Source organism: Microbacterium awajiense, from assembly GCF_039536545.1.
GTDB lineage: Bacteria > Actinomycetota > Actinomycetes > Actinomycetales > Microbacteriaceae > Microbacterium > Microbacterium awajiense.
Window position 1 is genome coordinate 640,419 of the sequence record NZ_BAAAYU010000005.1, and the last position, 16,873, is coordinate 657,291.

Genomic DNA, 16,873 nt, shown 5'->3' on the forward strand with positions numbered 1-16,873 from the left:
CGCACAGAAAGGGCGGAGGGAAGGGGCGGGGCGGACGTCAGCACCACTTCGCCGCGACGGTGGTCACGACCGCGAGGTTGCGGTTGGTCGCGGGCTCGAGCAGCGTGGCGGCGCCGAGAGGGTCGACCTTCCCGTCCTGGTAGCCGGGTCTGAGCAGCGCGTGGGCCGCGCGACCCCGCACGACCATGTCACCCTTGGCCGAACTCGTGCCTTCGACCTCGCGCGCGAGCGCAGGCGACGGGGCATCCTTCAGCAGGTAGACGTAGTGACGTGCGAGACCCGGATGCTGCGCATTGAGCGCGGCGGCGACGGCGGCCAGGTCGGCGAACTCGGCCGCCGAGTACGAGATCGTCGGCACCGCGAAGCCACGGTCGGCCGCGAAGGCCTCTTCGAGCGTCCGCTCGATCTTCGCGCGTGAGCGCATGCGGGTGTCGAAGCGCACGTTGCCGCTCGCGATGTGCGTCTCGACGCCAGTGAAGCCGACGCTCTCGACGGCGCGACGGATGTCGTCCTTCGGGAACTTCCGCGTCGGTCCGAGGTTGATCGCCCGCAGGAACGCCAGGTACGTCGCCATCGACCTACAGTCGCACGACCTCGGTGATCCGCACCACCGCTGTGCCGGCCTCCTCCGAGGCCGCGAGGTCGACCACCCCGCGGATGCGCCAGTCGTGGTCGCCGGCGGGATCGTCGATGGTCTGCTCGATGGTCCAGTGCCCGGATGCCGCGGCATCCGCTTCGTCGATCGACACGAGGGCCGCCGACCGGGCGGGTCCGCCGGTGAGGATCTCGTCATGGTCGTCGTAGTACCTGTCGAGCGCCTCGGGCCAGTCGACGTCGGGGTCGAGGTCGACCAGCGCGTCGTCGTCCTGCAGCGCCGCGAGCTGCACCCGGCGGAACAGCTCGTTGCGCACCAGCACGCCGAAGGCGCGCCGGTTGTCGAGCACCGACGGCGGCGCGGGCGGAACCACGGGGGCTTCCGGGTCGTCCGTCGGGTTGATCAGCGCCTCCCACTCGTCGACCAGGCTCGAATCCACCTGCCGCACGAGCTCGCCGAGCCACGCGACGAGGTCGCGCAGCGACTCGGTCTGCGCCTCGGTCGGCACGGTCTGGCGAATGGCCCGGTAGGCGTCGCTGAGGTAGCGCAGCACGAGCCCCTCGCTGCGGGCGAGCTGGTAGAACGACACGAACTCCGAGAACGACAGCGCCCGCTCGAACATGTCGCGCACCACCGACTTCGGCGACAGCTCGAAGTCGCGCACCCAGGGCTGGCTCTGCGCGAAGACCTCGTACGACTGCGCGAGCAGCTCTTCGAGCGGCTTGGGGTAGGTGATCTCCTCGAGCAGCTCCATCCGCTCGTCGTACTCGATGCCGTCGCGCTTCATCGCTCCGACGGCCTCGCCGCGCGCACGGTACTCCTGCTGCGACAGGATGGCCCGCGGATCGTCGAGGGTCGCCTCGATGACGCTCACGACATCGAGCGCGTAGTGTCCGGTGCCCGCGGTCACCGCTCGCGAAGTTCGGAGATCTTCGCGAACTTCGGAGGATTCCGGCGCATCGCTGCGAAGTTCGCGCGATTCTCCGAGGTTCGTGTGCTCCTCGGGGTCGAGCAGCGCGATAGCCGCAAGCGCGAACGGCGACAGCGGCTGGTTGAGCGCGAAGTCGGGCTGCAGGTCCACCGTGAGGCGGATGCCGGCCGGCGAGCGCGTCCGGTCGACCTCGACGATGCCGGCGACCACGAGCGTGCGGAAGATCGCCAGCGCCCGGCGAGCCAATTCGTAGCGTCGCGCGCGGGGCTCGTGGTTGTCGAAGACGAGCGATCGCACGTCGGCGAAGACGTCGCCGCCGCGCGCGATGACGTTGATGAGCATCGCCGCCGTGAGCTGCAACTGCGGCTCGAGAGGTTCAGGGGATGCCTCCACGAGCCGTTCGAACGATCCCTCACCCCAGTTGACGACGCCGGTCGGCGCCTTCTTCCGCACGATCTTCTTGCGCTTTGCGGGATCATCACCGGCCTTGGCGAGTGCGACGGCGTTCTCGATCTCCCACTCCGGCGCCATCACCACGACGTTCCCATGCGTGTCGAACCCGGCACGGCCCGCCCGGCCGGCGACCTGGTGGAACTCGCGCGCGGAGAGCTGCCGCATCCGTGTGCCGTCGAACTTCGACAGCGCGGTGATCATGACCGTGCGGATCGGCACGTTGATCCCCACGCCGAGGGTGTCGGTGCCGCAGATGACCTTCAGCAGGCCACGCTGGGCCAGGGTCTCGACGAGACGACGGTACCGCGGCAGCATGCCCGCGTGGTGCACGCCGATACCCGCGCGCACGAGCCGCGACAACGTCTTGCCGAATCCGGTCGTGAAGCGGAAGCCGCCGATCGCGTCTGCGATCGCGTCGCGCTGCTCTCGCGAGGCGACGCGCATCGACGACAGCGCCTGCGCCCGCTCGAGCGCGGCCGCCTGCGAGAAGTGCACGATGTAGACCGGCGCCTCGCCGTCGTCCAGCAACCGCGAGACCACGTCGTGCACGGGACGCCGCTCATAGGAGAAGTGCAGCGGCACCGGTCGCTCGACGCCCGTCACCCGCGCCACGGCGCGGCCGGTGCGGCGCTCGAGGTCGTCGGCGATCGCCGTGACGTCGCCGAGCGTCGCCGACATGAGCACGAACTGGGCGGCCGTGAGCGTCAGCAGCGGCACCTGCCACGCCCAGCCGCGGTCGGGGTCGCCGTAATAGTGGAACTCGTCCATCACGACCTGGCCGACGTCGGCGTCGGCGCCCCGGCGCAGCGCGCGGTTCGCCAGGATCTCGGCCGTGCAGCACACGATGGGCGCATCCGGGTTCACCGACGAGTCGCCCGTGACCATCCCGACGTTCTCGGCGCCGAAGATCTCGACCAGCGCGAAGAACTTCTCGCTCACGAGGGCTTTGATCGGCGCGGTGTAGTACGAGCGGACGCCGGCGGCGAGGGATGCCGCGTGCGCCGCGATCGCGACGAGCGACTTGCCCGTGCCCGTGGGGGTCGACAGGATCACGTGCGCGCCCGAGACGATCTCGATCACGGCTTCGTCCTGCGCGGGGTAGAGCACCAGACCCCGGTCGGCGGCCCAGTCGACGAATCCGGCGTACGCGGCATCCGCGTCGGCACCGCGCGGGACGGCATCGATCAACGAGACGGGCATCCCCCGAGTCTGCCAGGCCCGGCGCTGGACACCGGTGGCGGAATCGACCGGGCTCGCCGTACGTTGAGTTCATCGACGGAAGGCGACCGAGTGACCGACGACACCATCACCGTGACCCGCGCCGAGGGGCGCTACGACATCCATGTGGGCGACGTGCGCGCCGGCTACACCGTGTTCCGGCCCGACTCGCAGGGCCGGCTGTCGTTCCCGCACACCGAGATCGACCCGGCCTTCCGTGGGCGCGGGCTCGCGACGACCCTCGTCGCCGATGCGATGGCCGACGTCGCCGCGCGGGGCGAGACGGTCGTGCCGCACTGCCCGCTCGTGTCGAAGTACCTGCGCGAGAACGAGGTCGAAGGCCTCGAGATCGCCTGGCCCCGCGAGCAGCATCCCGAGTGACATGACCCGGCTCGACACCGATACCGCGATCGCCGACGAGACGCCCGCTGCCTGCGACGGACCCCGTCTGCTGCTGATGGAAGCCCGGTCGGTGCCGCTGGGCGGGGTCCGCGCGATGGAGGTGCACCGTGCGCTGCCGCAGCGCGACCTGCCGCTGGTGGGTGCGTGGTGCTTCCTCGACCGCTTCGGACCGCAGCGCACGCGAATGCGCGTGGAGCCGCATCCGCACATCGGTCTGCAGACGGTGACGTGGCCGTTCCTCGGCGAGGTGCGCCACCGCGATTCGGTGGGCAGCGACGTCGTCGTCCGGCGCGGCGCGCTGAACATCATGACCAGCGGAGCGGGTATCGCGCACTCCGAGTACTCGGTCGGAGACGAGCCGGTCCCGCTCGACGTGCTGCAGCTGTGGATCGCGCTGCCCGAGTCGCGGCGGCATGGACCCCCGGCGTTCGAGCGGCATGAGGACCTGCCGCATGTCGAGCTGGACGTCGTCGGCGGCGCGGCTCACGCGGCCGTGATCGTCGGCGAGTTCGCCGGCGCAGTGTCGCCGGCGAACGTCTACACCCCGATCGTCGGCGTCGAGCTGCATCTCGCGGCCGGCACGCGCGTCGAGGTGCCACTGCGACCCGAGTGGGAGCACGCGCTGGTGGGGATCGACGGCGAGGTGTCGGTGGCACCCTCCGTCGCCGCGGCTGCGCCGAGTCCCGGCGATGCATCGGACGCCGTCACCGTCGCCGACATGCACCTGCTCTACCTGGGAACCCGTCGCACGTCGATCACGCTCACGTCCGAGATCGATGCCACGGTGTTCCTGATGGGCGGGGAGCCGTTCGAGGACGACATCGTCATGTGGTGGAACTTCGTCGGACGCACCCACGAGGAGATCGCCGACGCGCGCGCAGCGTGGGAGGACGGCGCCGAGCGGTTCGGGCACGTCGTCGACCACGGCGACGAACGCGTGCCCGCGCCGCCGCTGCCGGGCGTGCGCCTGGCCCGCCGACGTCGCCGCATCTGACGCGCAGCGCTCGGCGCCGGGCACCACGAGGTCCGGCCCGCACATGCCGCGCGCCCCGGGTCGTCACCCGGGGCGCGCGTGCTCCTATCGGTCGCTAGTCGACGGTGACGATCGTGCGCACCGCCGAGTCGCCGTACTGCACGACACCGAGGTAGCGGCCGTCGGCGTCGAGTCCCGACCATTGCAGCTCGTACGACGCCGGCTCGCCGAGCGTGACGGCCAGCGGGTTCGGGGCGGCTGCGAAGCCGCCGTCCGACGCGCCGGTGGCGACGTTCGCCATCCACAGATCCCACGTGGTCGGTCCCGTCGTGGAGTACATGTTCGCGATGACCAGGTACGTGCCCGCCTCGGGGAGGGTCAGCGTGACCTCCTCGTCGGCCGACCCCGACGCCGAGTACCAGACGTCGTAGTAGCGCAGGTCGGCGGGGCTCACGACGTGGTACACGAACAGGTCGAGGTCGCTGCCGACGTCGTCCGACGAGTCCAGTGTGAACCGCGACAGTTCGATCCCCGTCGGGATGTCGACGATCCAGGCGATGTCACCCGCGGCGTCGCCCGAGTTCTCGTCACCGGAGTGGCCGTCGACCGGGTTCGCCGAGTCGACCAACAGCTCCATCGGCGTGAGACCGCTCAGATTCAGCGGCAGGTCTCCGCTCAGGCCCGGGATGATGTCGACCACCGCCGAGCCGTCCTCGACCGCGCCGGCGACCTCTTCGGGAGCGTCAGCCGTCACCGGGAACACCGCGATCGGCGAGCGGACCGTCGCGTCGTCCGACGTCAGGGTCAGCGAGCCCGTCGCCCACGCCTCGGTCTCGGTCGACTCGGTCAGCGCGAACGAGATCTCGATCTCCTGGGTCTCGCCCTCGGAGATCGTGAAGCTCGACGGGCTGACCTCGACGGCGATGCCGTCGACGCCGCTCACCGAGGCGGTGTAGCTGCCGTCGGCCGTCGCGGTCACGGTGCGGGTGACCATCTGCGGGCCGGCGAGCTTGCCGATGCCGATCGAGGCGAGGTTGAGGTTGCTCGGGTCGTCCATCGGGTCGACGCCCGCGAACACATCCTCGCCGAGCGCCGCCTCGATGTAGGCCGCCCAGTCGAGCGCACCCTGCAGGTACAGCAGACCCGGCTCGAAGAACCGCGTCGGGTCGACGTGGCCGGCGCCCTGGGCGAACGGATCGGTGGCCGCGGCGCCCTCGGCATCGACGGTGTCGTACGCGGTGGTCATCATCGCCGATTTGATCTCGGCAGGCGTGGCCAGCGGCCGCTCACCGAGGTACAGCGCCGCCAGGCCCGCGATGTGCGGTGCCGACATCGACGTGCCCGACAGGATGCCGTAGGTCGGCGCCGTGTTCTTCGCGTTGTGCGTGGCGGCGAGGATCGCGACACCGGGCGCGCTGATGTCGGGCTTGATCACATCGCTGCCGTCGGCGAGCATCGGGCCCCGGCTCGAGAATCCGGCCACCTGGGGCACCGGGGTCTCGATGCCGGTCGTGTTCTCGCCGACGAGGGTGAGTTCCGGCGATGCGGCGCCCTGCACGTAGTCGACGATCGCGTCGCGCGCGGTGTCGGCCACGTGCACCGTGGGCACCGAGTGGAAGTCGTTGTCGAGGCTGCCAGGGGTGACGTTCACCAGCACCATGCCGATGCCGCCGGCCTCGTCGACCGCCTGGGACTTCTCGACGCGGGCGATGACGCCTCGGTCGCACACCACGATCTTCCCCGCCGCTGCGGCCGGGTCGATCGACCCGAGGGTGCACAGCGCGGCCTCTTCCGCTGCGACGCCGGATGCCGGGATGTCACCGGCGTAGACCGCAGCGCCGGTGAGGGAATCACCGAAGGGAACGGTCACCGAGGCACCCGCGAAGGCGTCGCCGTTCGGCAGCTCGACGGTGCCCTCCCACGTCGGGATGGTCGATGCGGCCACGGTCGTGTACCAGGGGGACGCGTGGTCGGCAGTCGAGGCGCCCGGGCCGGAATTGCCCGCGCTCGCCGAGACGAAGACACCCGCGATCGCGGCGTAGAAGAACGACACATCGTCGACGGCGAGGATCGATGTCGCCGAACCGCCGCCGATCGAGTAGTTGATGACGTCGACGCCGTCGGCGACCGCCTGGTCGATCGCGGCGAGCAGATCGCTCGTCGCGCAGATGTCGTCGTCGGTCGACAGCGGGTCGGGACCGACCCAGCACGCCTTGTACGACGCGATCTTGGCCGCGGGGGCGACACCCGAGATCGCACCGAAGTCGATGCCCTCGATGCTGGCCTCGACGCCGTGGTTGCCCGCTGCAGTACTCGCGGTGTGCGAGCCGTGGCCGTCGCCGTCGCGCGGCGACAGGAAGTCGGAGGTGAACTTGAAGCCGGCCGCCTTCGCGCCCGACGAGAAGTACTGCGCGCCGATCAGCTTGGTGGAGTAGTCCTGGCTGCTCCAGTTCTGGCCGCGCATCCTCTCGCTGCGGAACTGCGTGCCGTCGGACTTCTCGAAGACGATCGTGTTGCCCTGCAGGAACGGCTCCTCGCTTCTCTTCGAGCCGAGCTTGTCGCCGGCGAACGAGGGGTTGTCCGGCGAGATGCCGGTGTCGATCACGCCGACCACCACGCCCTCGCCCGCTTCGGCGGTGCCTCCGACGGCATCCCACACGCCACTGCCGCCCTCGAGGCCGAGGAACTCGGTGCCCTGCTGCGCCGCGGTGGGGTGGCGGATCTCATCGGGGTACACCCCGATGACGCCCTTGGTCGCACGCAGTTCGGCGACCTGGTCACCGGTGAGAGCGGCGCTGAAGCCGTTGAAGGTCACCTGGTACGCGGCATCCGGGGTCACTCCGGCGTCGTCGGCGATCTCGCCCTGCTTCTTCGCGAGGTGCGCGATGTACTTCCGCGCGTTGCTGGTGTGCGCGTCGAGCTTGTCGCCCTTCGACGGCTTGGTCGGCGCGATGCCGGGCACTCCGCCCTCGTAGCCGGCCAGGGGCTCTTCGTCGAGGACGACGATGTACTGTCCGCCGGTCGCGTCGACAGGCGTCGGGATGGTCACCTCCTCGACCGACTCGGCGCCGAATGCGGCGCTCGCGGTCCCGGTGAGCAGCGCGGCGACGGTGAGCACCGCGGCTGCTCTCACGGAGGTTCGACCCATGATGTGGTCCTCCAGCGATGTGGTCGTGTTCTGGTGCGCGGACGTCCTCGACGACCGACCCTCACCAAACTAACTCACAGCCGTCTCCCAGGTGACCGGCCCGATGAGAATCGTGTGAGAGTCGCCACTACGCTTGTGCAGGTGGCCCAGGCATCCCGACTGTCGACGCGCGTTCTGCTCACGTGCGCGGCCATCGGCGTCGCGACCGGTCTGCTCGGCGGCGTCGAAGGGTGGCTCGCCGTTCCCGTCATCGCGACGGTTCCGATCGTCTACGGCTTCCTCCTCGGCGTGCACGTGCTACCCGGCATCATCGCGCAGGAGGCGCTGCGCCTGCCCTGGGTCGCACTGATCACGCACCTGCTCGCCGCGCTCGCGTCATCGGCGGTCGCGCCCCCGTACGCGCTGCAGTTCCTCGGCACCGCGGTGCTGTTCGGCGGCATCCAGGAGCTGGTGGCCGCCGGGGTGCGCTACCGGTCATGGGCCGCGTGGCGATTCTTCATCTCCGGCGCGATCATCGGCGTGGTCGTCGCCGCGGCGGTCTACTTCGCCGCCCACCTGTCGGCGCTTCCGGTGTGGGCTCAGCTCGTCTACCTCGGGCTGTCGCTGCTGGGCCCCATCGTGTGGACCGCCGTGGGCCTCGGCATCGGCGCGGCGCTGCGGCGTGCCGGCGTCGCGCGGCCTGTGCGTCGCTGACGCCGCGAACGCCGTCGGGCATCACTCCGGCTGCAGGTTAGGGTCGACTAAGTTGGGGGGTGCCGATCCCCCGGGAGCCCCGTGACCGCCACCGCACCGCACGCGTCGTCCGACGTGCCCGTCGACGCACCGCTGCTGCGGGTCGAGCACCTGGCCGTCACGCACGACGGCGAGCACGCCCCGACGCCGGCGGATGCCTCGTTCTCGGTGGCGCGCGGAGAGGTCGTGCTCGTGCTGGGGCCCAGCGGTGCGGGCAAGTCCACGCTCGCCCTCGCGCTGAACGGCCTCATCCCCCACGACGTGCCGGCGGAGGTCGCAGGTGTCGTATCGATCGCCGGGCTGCCGGCGGCGTCCACGCCGGTGGCCAGGCTCAGCACGGTCGTCGGCATGGTGTTCCAGGATCCCGACGCGCAGCTGGTGACCGGCACGATCCTCGACGAGGTCGCCTTCGGTCCGGAGAATCTGCGGATGCCGGTGGCCGAGGTGCTCGCGCGCAGCGAAGCAGCCCTGCGCACAGTGGGGCTGTGGGAGCGACGCCGGGAGAACCCCGACGTGCTGTCGGGCGGCGGGCGCCAGCGCCTCGCCATCGCGTGCGTGCTCGCGCTCGGTTCGGCCCTGATGGTGCTCGACGAACCGACCGCCAACCTCGATCCCATCGGCATCGAGGACGTGTACGAGGCACTGGCGCAGATCGCGGCGCACGGCGACCGGGCGATCGTGCTCATCGAGCACAATCTCGACGCCGCGATCGACGTCGTCACACGCGTGGTCGCCCTGGACGCGACCGGGCGCACGGTCGCCGATGGTCCGGTCGACGCCGTGCTGCGCGAGCGGGCCGACGAGCTTCACGCGCTCGGCGTGTGGCTGCCCACCTCGACGATCGCGGCGCTGCGGTTGCGCCGCGCCGGCTACCGGCTCGACCCGCTGCCGCTCACTCCCGGCGAGTTGCGCGACGCGCTCGAGAGCTCAGCACCGCCGGCGTCGCACGCCCCGTCTCCCGCGAGCAGCCCCGATGCCGGGCGGGACGCGACCGCCGTGCGCGTGCGGGGGCTCACCGTGCGCCGCGGCGGAACGGTCGTGCTGGAGAGTGTCGATCTCGACGTGCCGACGGGATCCTTCACGGCGATCGTCGGCGCCAACGGGTCGGGCAAGACGAGCCTGATCCAGGCGATCGCAGGGGTCGTGCGCCCCCCGCGCGGCGCCGTGTCCCTCGGGGGGGTCGACCCGGCCCGCACCGACCCGCGCACACTGGCGCGCCAAGTGGGATTCGTCTTCCAGAACCCCGAGCATCAATTCATCTCGCATACGGTCCATGACGAGCTCGCGCACGGACTGCGGCTGCAGAGACTCCCCGAAGACGAGGTGCGCATCCGCACCGACGCGGTCCTCGAGCGCCTCGGGCTCACCGCGAAGGCCCATGTGCACCCGTTCCTGCTGTCGGGGGGCCAGAAGAGGCGCCTCTCGGTGGGCACCGCGCTCATCGCGGGTGCGCCGCTTCTGCTGCTCGACGAACCCACGTTCGGTCAGGATCGTGCCCGGGCCGACCAGCTGCTCGGTCTGCTCGAGGAGTTGAACCAGCAGGGCACCACCGTGGTCATCGTCACCCATGACATGCAGCTGGTCACCGAGTACGCCGATCGCACGATCGTGCTGGGCGACGGTCGGCTCCTGGCCGCGGATGCCACGGCGGCCGTGTTCGACGATGCCGAGCTCGTCGCGCGTGCGGGGCTGCGGTTGCCGCCGCTGCGGCAGGCCCTGCACGGCCTGACCGCCCACACCGACCTGGCGAAGGTCACGCGCTGGAGAGACCTGCCGGGCGGTGCCCGATGACCGCGCCGATCATGGTGGGCGACCCCTACGCCGACCTCGAGCCGACCGGATCACGCCGCTTCCTGTACGCGCTCAACCCCCTGGCGAAGATCGCAGCGGTCGTGCCGGCGATCATCGTGCTCGTGTTCGTGCGCGACCTCATCACGCCGCTCGCGATGCTCGCGCTCGCGTACGCGGTGCTGCTGGTCGGGTCTCGGTTCGCGGCGCGCAGCGCGATGCTCCTGCTGGTCGGCCTTCCGGCTGCGATCGTGCTGCTCGGTGCGGGTCTGGCCGCGTGGACGGATGCCGCGTTGGTCGACGACACCGCACTCGTGCTGCAGCTGGGCCCCTGGAGCCTGTACGCGGGCGCCCTCGCGATCGGCTACGCCACGGCCGTGCGCCTGGCCGCGATGGTCGCCCTCGCGTTGATCGCCGGGCTCACGACGTCAGGACCGGACCTGGTGCGGGCGACGGTGCAGCAGCTGCGCGTGCCCTACCGCGTCGGCTACACCGCTCTGGCGGCCTTTCGCTTCGTGCCGCGGTTCGGCCACGAGCTCGAGGTGATCCGTCAGGCTCACCGCGTGCGCGGTGCACACGGCGGACGCGGGCCGTTCGCAGCCCTCGCCCGCTGGTTCGGCTATGTCGTGCCGCTGCTGGCTGGCGCGATCCGCCATGCCGAACGAGTGGGTCTGGCGATGGACGCCCGCGCCTTCGGCGCCTTCCCCGATCGCACCGAGCGCCACCTCGTGCCGTGGCGCACCCGCGACACCGTGTTCGTGCTCGCGTTCTTCGCGGCATCCGCCACGATCTTCGCGGTGTTCTTCCCGTGGGGCCTGGGCTGAGGGCACGCGCTGCAGGATCGGCATCCCGGTCGAGGATCGCCGTCGCACGCCGAATCCCGACGGCGCGGCGATGTCGGCCGAAGCCTGCGGAAACCGACTACTTCTTGCCGACGATCTGGCGCGAGACCAGGTCGCGCATGATCTCGTTCGTGCCGCCGTAGATGCGGTGCACGCGGGCGTCGAGGTAGGCGCGGGCGATCGGGTACTCGGTGATGTAGCCGTAGCCGCCGTGCATCTGCACGCCGGCGTCGAGCAGCTCGGCCTCGCGATCGGTGGTCCAGAACTTGACCTTGGCCGCCTCTTCGGCCGACAGCTTCGCGTCCTTGTAGAGCATCATCGCGCGGTCGACGTACGCCCACATGACATCCACGGTCGTCGCCATGTCGGCCAGGGTGAAGCGCGTGTTCTGGAAGTCGGCGATGGGCTGGCCGAAGGCCTCACGGCTCAGGACGTACTCGCGCGTCCAGGCGAAGGCGGCTTCGCCCGCGGCCGCAGCGGCCACCCCGATCGACAGGCGCTCCAGGGGCAGGTTCATCATGAGCTGGATGAAGCCGAGACCCTCCTTGCCGCCGATGAGGTTCTCTTCGGGTACGAAGACGTCGCTGAACGACATCTCCGCGGTGTCCCAGCCGTGGAAGCCCATCTTCTCGAGCTTCTTGCTGTGGTCGAACCCCTCCATGCCGTCCTCGAGGATCAGCAGGCTGAACGCATCGGGGCGGGTGCCCTCACCGGTCTTGACGAACGTGACGACGATGTCGGCGGTCTTGCCCGACGAGATGAAGGTCTTGGCGCCGTTGACGATGTAGCCGCCGTCGACCTTCTTGGCGGTGGTCTTGATGCCGCGCAGGTCGGAGCCGGCGCCCGGCTCGGTCATCGCGAGGGCACCGAGGATCTCGCCGGTGGCCATGCCCGGCAGCCACTTCTCCTTCTGCTCCTGCGTGCCCATGTGCACGATGTAGGGCACCGCCAGGTCGTCCTGGATGCCGAGCGCGCCGGCGAGCGAGCCGTGGCCGGCGCCGATGACCTCCTCCATCACGATCGCGCGGAACCGGTAGTCCTGCAGCATTCCTGCCCCGCCGAACTCCTCGGGAACGGCCAGGCCGATGATGCCGGCCTCACCTGCGGCGAGCATGGTCTCGCGGTCGACCTCGCCGTCGCGGTCCCACTGGCGCCGCTTCTCCTCGGTCGCGTATCGCTTGATGAACTCCTTGACGACATCGCGGAATGCGTCGTGATCCTCGTCGTAGATGTCCCGTTCCATGACCGTCCTCTCGGGTGGGCAGCAGCATCGCCGTTGTGATTCTATGCAGACGTCCGCCCGCCGAGCCGGTCCCGTTGTGGGATTCCGTGCCACATCCGGCGGTACCGGATGCCGCGATTGTGGGATGCCGTCATCAGTTGATGATCGCCATGAAGTCGGGCAGACCCATGCCGTAGTTGATGCGCACGGTCGGGAGTGCGAGCTTGTCGGCGCCGACCCGCACGTATCCCCACTCCACGGTCCGCGCCATCTCGAAACCCGCTCGACGCAGGCCCTCCTTGGAGGTCTCGTTGTGGTGGCCGAACGGATAGGCCATGACCTCGCGGACACCGCCGAGCACGTCGACCGACCTCTCCATGTCTGCGGCGATCTCGTCAGCGGTCCAGTTCACCATCCGGCCCTGCCCGTTCGCACCGGCGGTGTGCATGTCGTGGGTGTGCGAGCGCTGGATCACGTACGGGTTCGGCGCAGGCCCGGGATAGGCCGACGTGATGACGAACGACGTCGACAGGATCTTGTGCTTCTCGACAACGGGCGCCGCGAGGTTCGTCCACGTCGCGTCGCCGTCGTCGTCGGTGACGATCACGCAGATCTTCGGGATGAACAGCCGCCCGTCGATGAAGGCGCTCAGCTCGTCCCACGTCGGCAGGTAGACGTCGTTGTCGGCGAGGTAGGCCATGTGGGCGTCGAAGTCGCCGATGTAGGCGAAGTTGCCGCGCAGCCACCCGCTCTCGCCCTCGGGCTTGGTGGTGAACTGGTGGTACATGAGGATCGGCACGCCGACGTCGAGCGCCGCGACCTCCTCGGGCGTCTTCCACGCGGCGTGCAGCGTCTGCTGCCGGTCGGTGCACGCGACCATGTCCGCGCCGTTGATGCGCTGGGGCACCGCGTAGGCGGCGGCATCCTCGGCGGTCGCGTACCAGCCCGCGAACACGAGCCCGTCGCGCGGCGGGATCGGCAGCGCGTGATAGAGCGCGCCCGACGTCTGGATCATCGGGTCCAGGTCGATGCCCTCGCCGGTGAAGCTCACGGCACAGGCATCCGGATCGTCGCTGTCTGCGAGCAGCTGCTCGGCCGGCGACAGCGGAGTGGGGGTCGGCGTCGGGGTCGGAGTCTCGGCCGCCGCAGCGGTGCGCGTCGGCAGCGGCGCGGCACCTCCCCCCGCGAGCGCGATGCCGACGGTCGTCGCGGTGCCGATCAGCACGACGGATGCCGCTCCGACCGCGATCGCCGCGGCACGGCGCCTGCGCCGTCGCCGCACCGAGTCCGCGGCTCTGTTCATCCCCATGACCCACCCCAGCCGGCCTGGACGCCCCCAGCGACGTCGCGGGAATTCTAGCGGAAGACCACGTCCGATTGAGTCATCGAGACGGGGATCGATCCAGGTAGTCGGGAGCCGCCTCCAGGCCGAAGAACTCCTCGAGGGAGCGCCACCCGCCCTCGTGGTACGCACGGGCGAGTTCCGGGCCGATGTAGCGCAGGTGCCACGCCTCCGGCAGGTACCCGGTGATGTCTGTCCGGCCCTCCTCGTAGCGCACGATCCAGCCGAACTCCCACGCGTGCTCGACGATCCACGCCCCCTGGGGGGATCCCGCGACATCGTCGAGGGTCCCGCACCCGCTGCCGCAGGGCACGACATCGACGCCGAGGCCCGACTGGTGCTCGCTGTAGCCCGGGCGGGCGCTGACGGCGTCGGCTCCGGCGACTCCGCGCTCGGCGGCGTGCCGCCCGTACGTGGCCTGCTGCGATCCGTACGAGCGGAACGCGCTCGCGATCCCGATCTCGCCGGCGCCGGAGAGACGCACGGCGTCCGCCATCGCCGTCAGCGATGCCGCCGCCGCCGGACGCAGGCCTGCGGCCACCAGGTTGCTCACCCCTTCGGGCACCACGAGGTCGGCGGGCCAGAGATCGATCGGGTCGAGGGGGCGGTGCTTGTTCACGACGACCCAGACGTGGTCGGCGTCGCTCAGACTCACGCACGACAGCGATCCGGCGGCCACCGCCGCGCGGAACGCCTCACCCCCGCCGACGGCGGCGATCACCGCGGGGTCGTCGCCGGCGTCGAGCGCAGCGACGACATCGGGGAGCGCGCAGGGATCTTCCGCGGCGGGCGTCTGGGTGACGTCGGGGACGGGCAGACTCGTCACGGTCTCGGCAGGCACATAGCGCGGCGCCGACGACGGCTGGGCGTCGTCGCGCGGAGCCGATGTCGTCGCCCACGTGATGGCCGCCGCCGACACGAGCACGACAACGGCGGCGATCCCGACGATCGGGATGAGCGCTGCCGTCGCGCGCGCCCGCCCGGCATGCCGCGGCTCGGCCCCGCGTCCGTCGAGCAGCTCGCCCTCCGGCGCGTCTCGACGGCCGGGCGGATTCTCGGGCGGCACCGTCACACAGCCATTGTGTGCCAGAGGTCGGCGCGCGGGAATTCGAGGTGTCGATACATCCGATCCGATGCGCGTTGCTGTTGACTCCGACTCGTACATGTGTTCGACTGTCGGCATGCGGTGGCAGGGTCGACAGCTGGGCGTGGCGGATGCCGCGGCACTTCCCGGCCTCGAGAGTCTCGACGGCCTGGTCCGTTCGGTGACGACGCCCGACTTCGCGGGAGTGACCTTCCACGAGGTGCTGTGCAAGTCAGCGCTCAACCACGTCCCCGGAGCATCGCGCATGCCGTTCGACTGGACGGTCAACCCGTACCGGGGATGCTCGCATGCGTGCTCATACTGCTTCGCCCGAGCGACGCACGAGTACCTCGACCTCGACGCCGGGCGCGACTTCGACACTCAGGTCGTCGTCAAGGTGAACGTCGCCGACGTGCTGCGTCGAGAGCTCGCACGGGGCTCGTGGCGGCGCGAGCCCGTGATGCTGGGCACCAACACCGACCCCTACCAGCGCGCCGAGGGGCGCTACCGGCTGATGCCGCAGATCGCGACCGCGCTCGCCGATGCGGGAACGCCGTTCTCGATCCTCACGAAGGGCACACTGCTGCGGCGAGACCTGCCGCTGCTGACCGATGCGGCATCCACCGTCGACGTCTCGCTCGCGATGTCGATCGCCGTCTTCGACGACGCGCTGCAGAAGTCGGTCGAACCCGGCACCCCCACGACCGAGGCACGGTTGCAGACCGTGCGCGCGGCGGCCGAGGCCGGCTTCCGCGTGACGGTGTTCCTCATGCCCGTGCTCCCGCACCTCACCGATTCGGTGTCCGCGCTCGACGACGCCCTCGCACGCATCCGCGACGCGGGTGCCGAGCGCGTCGTCTACGGCGCGCTCCACCTGCGGCCGGGCGCGAAGCAGTGGTTCCTGCAGTGGCTCGAGCGCGAGCATCCCGAGCTCGTGTCGTCGTACCGCGGTCTGTATCCGGGAGCGTCTGCGACCGCACCGAAGGGTTACCGCACGTGGCTCGCACGGCGCGTGCGCCCGCTGCTGCGCGCCCACCGTCTCGACGGACGAGCCGAAGACGACTCTCCCCGAGGCGATGCCGTCGCCGGCCTCGCGGGCCGCTCCGCGCGCATCGGCGCCCTGACCGGGTCGGCACCCGACGGTCCGGCGGCGCCCGGGCCCATCGTCATCACGTCGCGCGGATGTGCTGCCTCGCACCCACGACCGGCGGCCGACGATCGGCTGTTCTGATCACGCCGCGGCAGCGTAGGTCGCGCGCTGCTCGCCGCCCGGTGCGGTGAACAGCGCCAACGCCGCATCCAGCACGGCGTCGCTGCGCAGGATGCGGGAGTGTCCGGTGCCGTCGAGCGCGAGCAGCGCCGCATGGGGATGCGCCGTTCCGAGCCGCTCCGCTTCGCTGAAGGGCACCTGCCGGTCGCCGCGATCGTGCGCGAAGACGAGGTCGGTCGGCGGCAGCGGACGCCGCAGCGCAGAGGCCCACGCGAACGGATCCGCACCGTCGAAGTAGCGGTCGGCGAAGCGCGCGCGTGTGATCTCGGCGGTGCGTGCGTCGATGCCGAGCCGATCGCGGAACGCGCCGAAGACGGATGCCGCCTCGGCGGGCGCCGCGACGGTCATGACCCGATCGACGTCGATGCCGTCGGCGAGCGCCGTGAGCACCGCCATGCCGCCGAACGAGTGCCCGACGAGTCCGTGCAGCGGCCCGTACCGCCGCTGCGCCACGGCGATGGCTTCGGTGAAGTCGGGGAGGTAGGTCCGCTCGCCCGGCGCCTCACCGTGCGCCGGCATCTCGAGGGCGACGACGCGAAGACCTTCGGCACGCAGCTCGCGCACCATCGGCGCGAACTGGCTCGCTCGTCCCTGCCAGCCGTGCACGAGTACGACCGTCTCGGGGCCGCGCCCCCACTCGTAGGCGATCGCGACGGCGCCACGGCCATCGACGCCCGGCAGCGGGATCGCCCAGCGCGTCGCCGTGGACATCGTCGGCTCGTCCTCGTCGCGCAGCGGCATCCGTGTGCCCACACGCATGAAGAGGCGCAGCGCGAGCGACGCCGCGGCACTCGCGGACACCGACTGAACCCCTCTGACCGCTCCGGTCACGACCTGCTCGATGATCCGCATCCTCGTCTCCTTCGATATACG

At 70.6% G+C, this 16,873-nt stretch carries 13 protein-coding genes; 6 read left to right on the plus strand and 7 right to left on the minus strand.

The features are described 5' to 3' along the window. Positions 1–37 precede the first annotated feature (37 nt). Together ABD663_RS09655 and ABD663_RS09660 are read right to left on the minus strand one after the other, a co-directional pair. On the minus strand, positions 38–574 hold the full coding sequence (locus tag ABD663_RS09655; protein ID WP_344737906.1) for a DUF1697 domain-containing protein: 537 nt from the start codon (positions 572–574) through the stop codon (positions 38–40). 4 nt (positions 575–578) lie between these two features. Further along, on the minus strand, positions 579–3,179 hold the full coding sequence (locus ABD663_RS09660; protein ID WP_344737908.1) for a DEAD/DEAH box helicase: 2,601 nt from the start codon (positions 3,177–3,179) through the stop codon (positions 579–581). A gap of 90 nt (positions 3,180–3,269) precedes the next feature. Here ABD663_RS09660 and ABD663_RS09665 point away from each other — a divergent pair, with 90 nt between their 5' ends. Next, positions 3,270–3,578: a GNAT family N-acetyltransferase gene (locus tag ABD663_RS09665; RefSeq protein WP_344737910.1), complete on the plus strand. Its 309-nt coding sequence runs from the start codon at positions 3,270–3,272 to the stop codon at positions 3,576–3,578. A gap of 1 nt (position 3,579) precedes the next feature. After that, positions 3,580–4,593, plus strand: coding sequence for a pirin family protein (locus ABD663_RS09670; RefSeq protein ID WP_344737912.1), 1,014 nt, complete (start codon positions 3,580–3,582; stop codon positions 4,591–4,593). 94 nt (positions 4,594–4,687) lie between these two features. On the opposite strand, the gene ABD663_RS09675 is transcribed toward ABD663_RS09670, so the two are convergent. Continuing rightward, entirely contained in the window at positions 4,688–7,720 is a 3,033-nt protein-coding gene (locus ABD663_RS09675; RefSeq protein ID WP_344737915.1) for a S8 family peptidase, read from the minus strand. A gap of 114 nt (positions 7,721–7,834) precedes the next feature. On the opposite strand from ABD663_RS09675, the gene ABD663_RS09680 reads away from it, so the two are divergent. The 3 genes from ABD663_RS09680 to ABD663_RS09690 all read left to right on the plus strand — a co-directional run bounded on the left by ABD663_RS09680 (position 7,835) and on the right by ABD663_RS09690 (position 11,064). Then, positions 7,835–8,413 (plus strand): ECF transporter S component, encoded by a 579-nt coding sequence (locus ABD663_RS09680; RefSeq protein WP_344737917.1) that lies wholly within the window; start codon positions 7,835–7,837, stop codon positions 8,411–8,413. A gap of 81 nt (positions 8,414–8,494) precedes the next feature. Continuing rightward, positions 8,495–10,243, plus strand: a complete 1,749-nt coding sequence (locus tag ABD663_RS09685; RefSeq protein ID WP_344737918.1) for an ABC transporter ATP-binding protein — start codon at positions 8,495–8,497, stop codon at positions 10,241–10,243. Further along, the gene (locus tag ABD663_RS09690) at positions 10,240–11,064 is read left to right on the plus strand and encodes an energy-coupling factor transporter transmembrane component T (RefSeq protein ID WP_344737920.1); all 825 of its coding nucleotides are present in this window, start codon (positions 10,240–10,242) and stop codon (positions 11,062–11,064) included. Before ABD663_RS09685 ends, ABD663_RS09690 begins: the two co-directional genes overlap by 4 nt. A 97-nt stretch (positions 11,065–11,161) precedes the next feature. Here ABD663_RS09690 and ABD663_RS09695 read toward each other — a convergent pair whose 3' ends face one another. The 3 genes from ABD663_RS09695 to ABD663_RS09705 form a co-directional block, all read right to left on the minus strand. Continuing rightward, positions 11,162–12,325, minus strand: coding sequence for an acyl-CoA dehydrogenase family protein (locus ABD663_RS09695; RefSeq protein WP_344737922.1), 1,164 nt, complete (start codon positions 12,323–12,325; stop codon positions 11,162–11,164). A 133-nt stretch (positions 12,326–12,458) separates the two neighbouring features. After that, positions 12,459–13,613 (minus strand): polysaccharide deacetylase family protein, encoded by a 1,155-nt coding sequence (locus ABD663_RS09700; RefSeq protein ID WP_344737924.1) that lies wholly within the window; start codon positions 13,611–13,613, stop codon positions 12,459–12,461. Positions 13,614–13,686: 73 nt separating this feature from the next. Beyond that, positions 13,687–14,718, minus strand: coding sequence for a M15 family metallopeptidase (locus tag ABD663_RS09705; RefSeq protein ID WP_344737926.1), 1,032 nt, complete (start codon positions 14,716–14,718; stop codon positions 13,687–13,689). Positions 14,719–14,827: 109 nt separating this feature from the next. Between ABD663_RS09705 and ABD663_RS09710 the strand changes: the two genes are divergently transcribed. Next, entirely contained in the window at positions 14,828–15,961 is a 1,134-nt protein-coding gene (locus ABD663_RS09710) for an Rv2578c family radical SAM protein (protein ID WP_344737928.1), read from the plus strand. On the opposite strand, the gene ABD663_RS09715 is transcribed toward ABD663_RS09710, so the two are convergent. Beyond that, positions 15,962–16,852 carry an alpha/beta hydrolase gene (locus tag ABD663_RS09715; RefSeq protein ID WP_344737930.1) on the minus strand — a complete coding sequence of 297 codons (891 nt, stop codon included), beginning with the start codon at positions 16,850–16,852 and terminating at the stop codon, positions 15,962–15,964. Positions 16,853–16,873: the final 21 nt, after the last annotated feature.

Bases quoted from the DNA above. Each gene is read 5' to 3' on its own strand.
- ABD663_RS09655 (WP_344737906.1), bottom strand. From the start codon at position 574: ATGGCGACGTACCTGGCGTTCCTGCGGGCGATCAACCTCGGACCGACG.
- ABD663_RS09660 (WP_344737908.1), bottom strand. From the start codon at position 3,179: ATGCCCGTCTCGTTGATCGATGCCGTCCCGCGCGGTGCCGACGCGGAT.
- ABD663_RS09670 (WP_344737912.1), top strand. From the start codon at position 3,580: ATGACCCGGCTCGACACCGATACCGCGATCGCCGACGAGACGCCCGCT.
- ABD663_RS09675 (WP_344737915.1), bottom strand. From the start codon at position 7,720: ATGGGTCGAACCTCCGTGAGAGCAGCCGCGGTGCTCACCGTCGCCGCG.
- ABD663_RS09690 (WP_344737920.1), top strand. From the start codon at position 10,240: ATGACCGCGCCGATCATGGTGGGCGACCCCTACGCCGACCTCGAGCCG.
- ABD663_RS09695 (WP_344737922.1), bottom strand. From the start codon at position 12,325: ATGGAACGGGACATCTACGACGAGGATCACGACGCATTCCGCGATGTC.
- ABD663_RS09700 (WP_344737924.1), bottom strand. From the start codon at position 13,613: ATGGGGATGAACAGAGCCGCGGACTCGGTGCGGCGACGGCGCAGGCGC.
- ABD663_RS09710 (WP_344737928.1), top strand. From the start codon at position 14,828: ATGCGGTGGCAGGGTCGACAGCTGGGCGTGGCGGATGCCGCGGCACTT.
- ABD663_RS09715 (WP_344737930.1), bottom strand. From the start codon at position 16,852: ATGCGGATCATCGAGCAGGTCGTGACCGGAGCGGTCAGAGGGGTTCAG.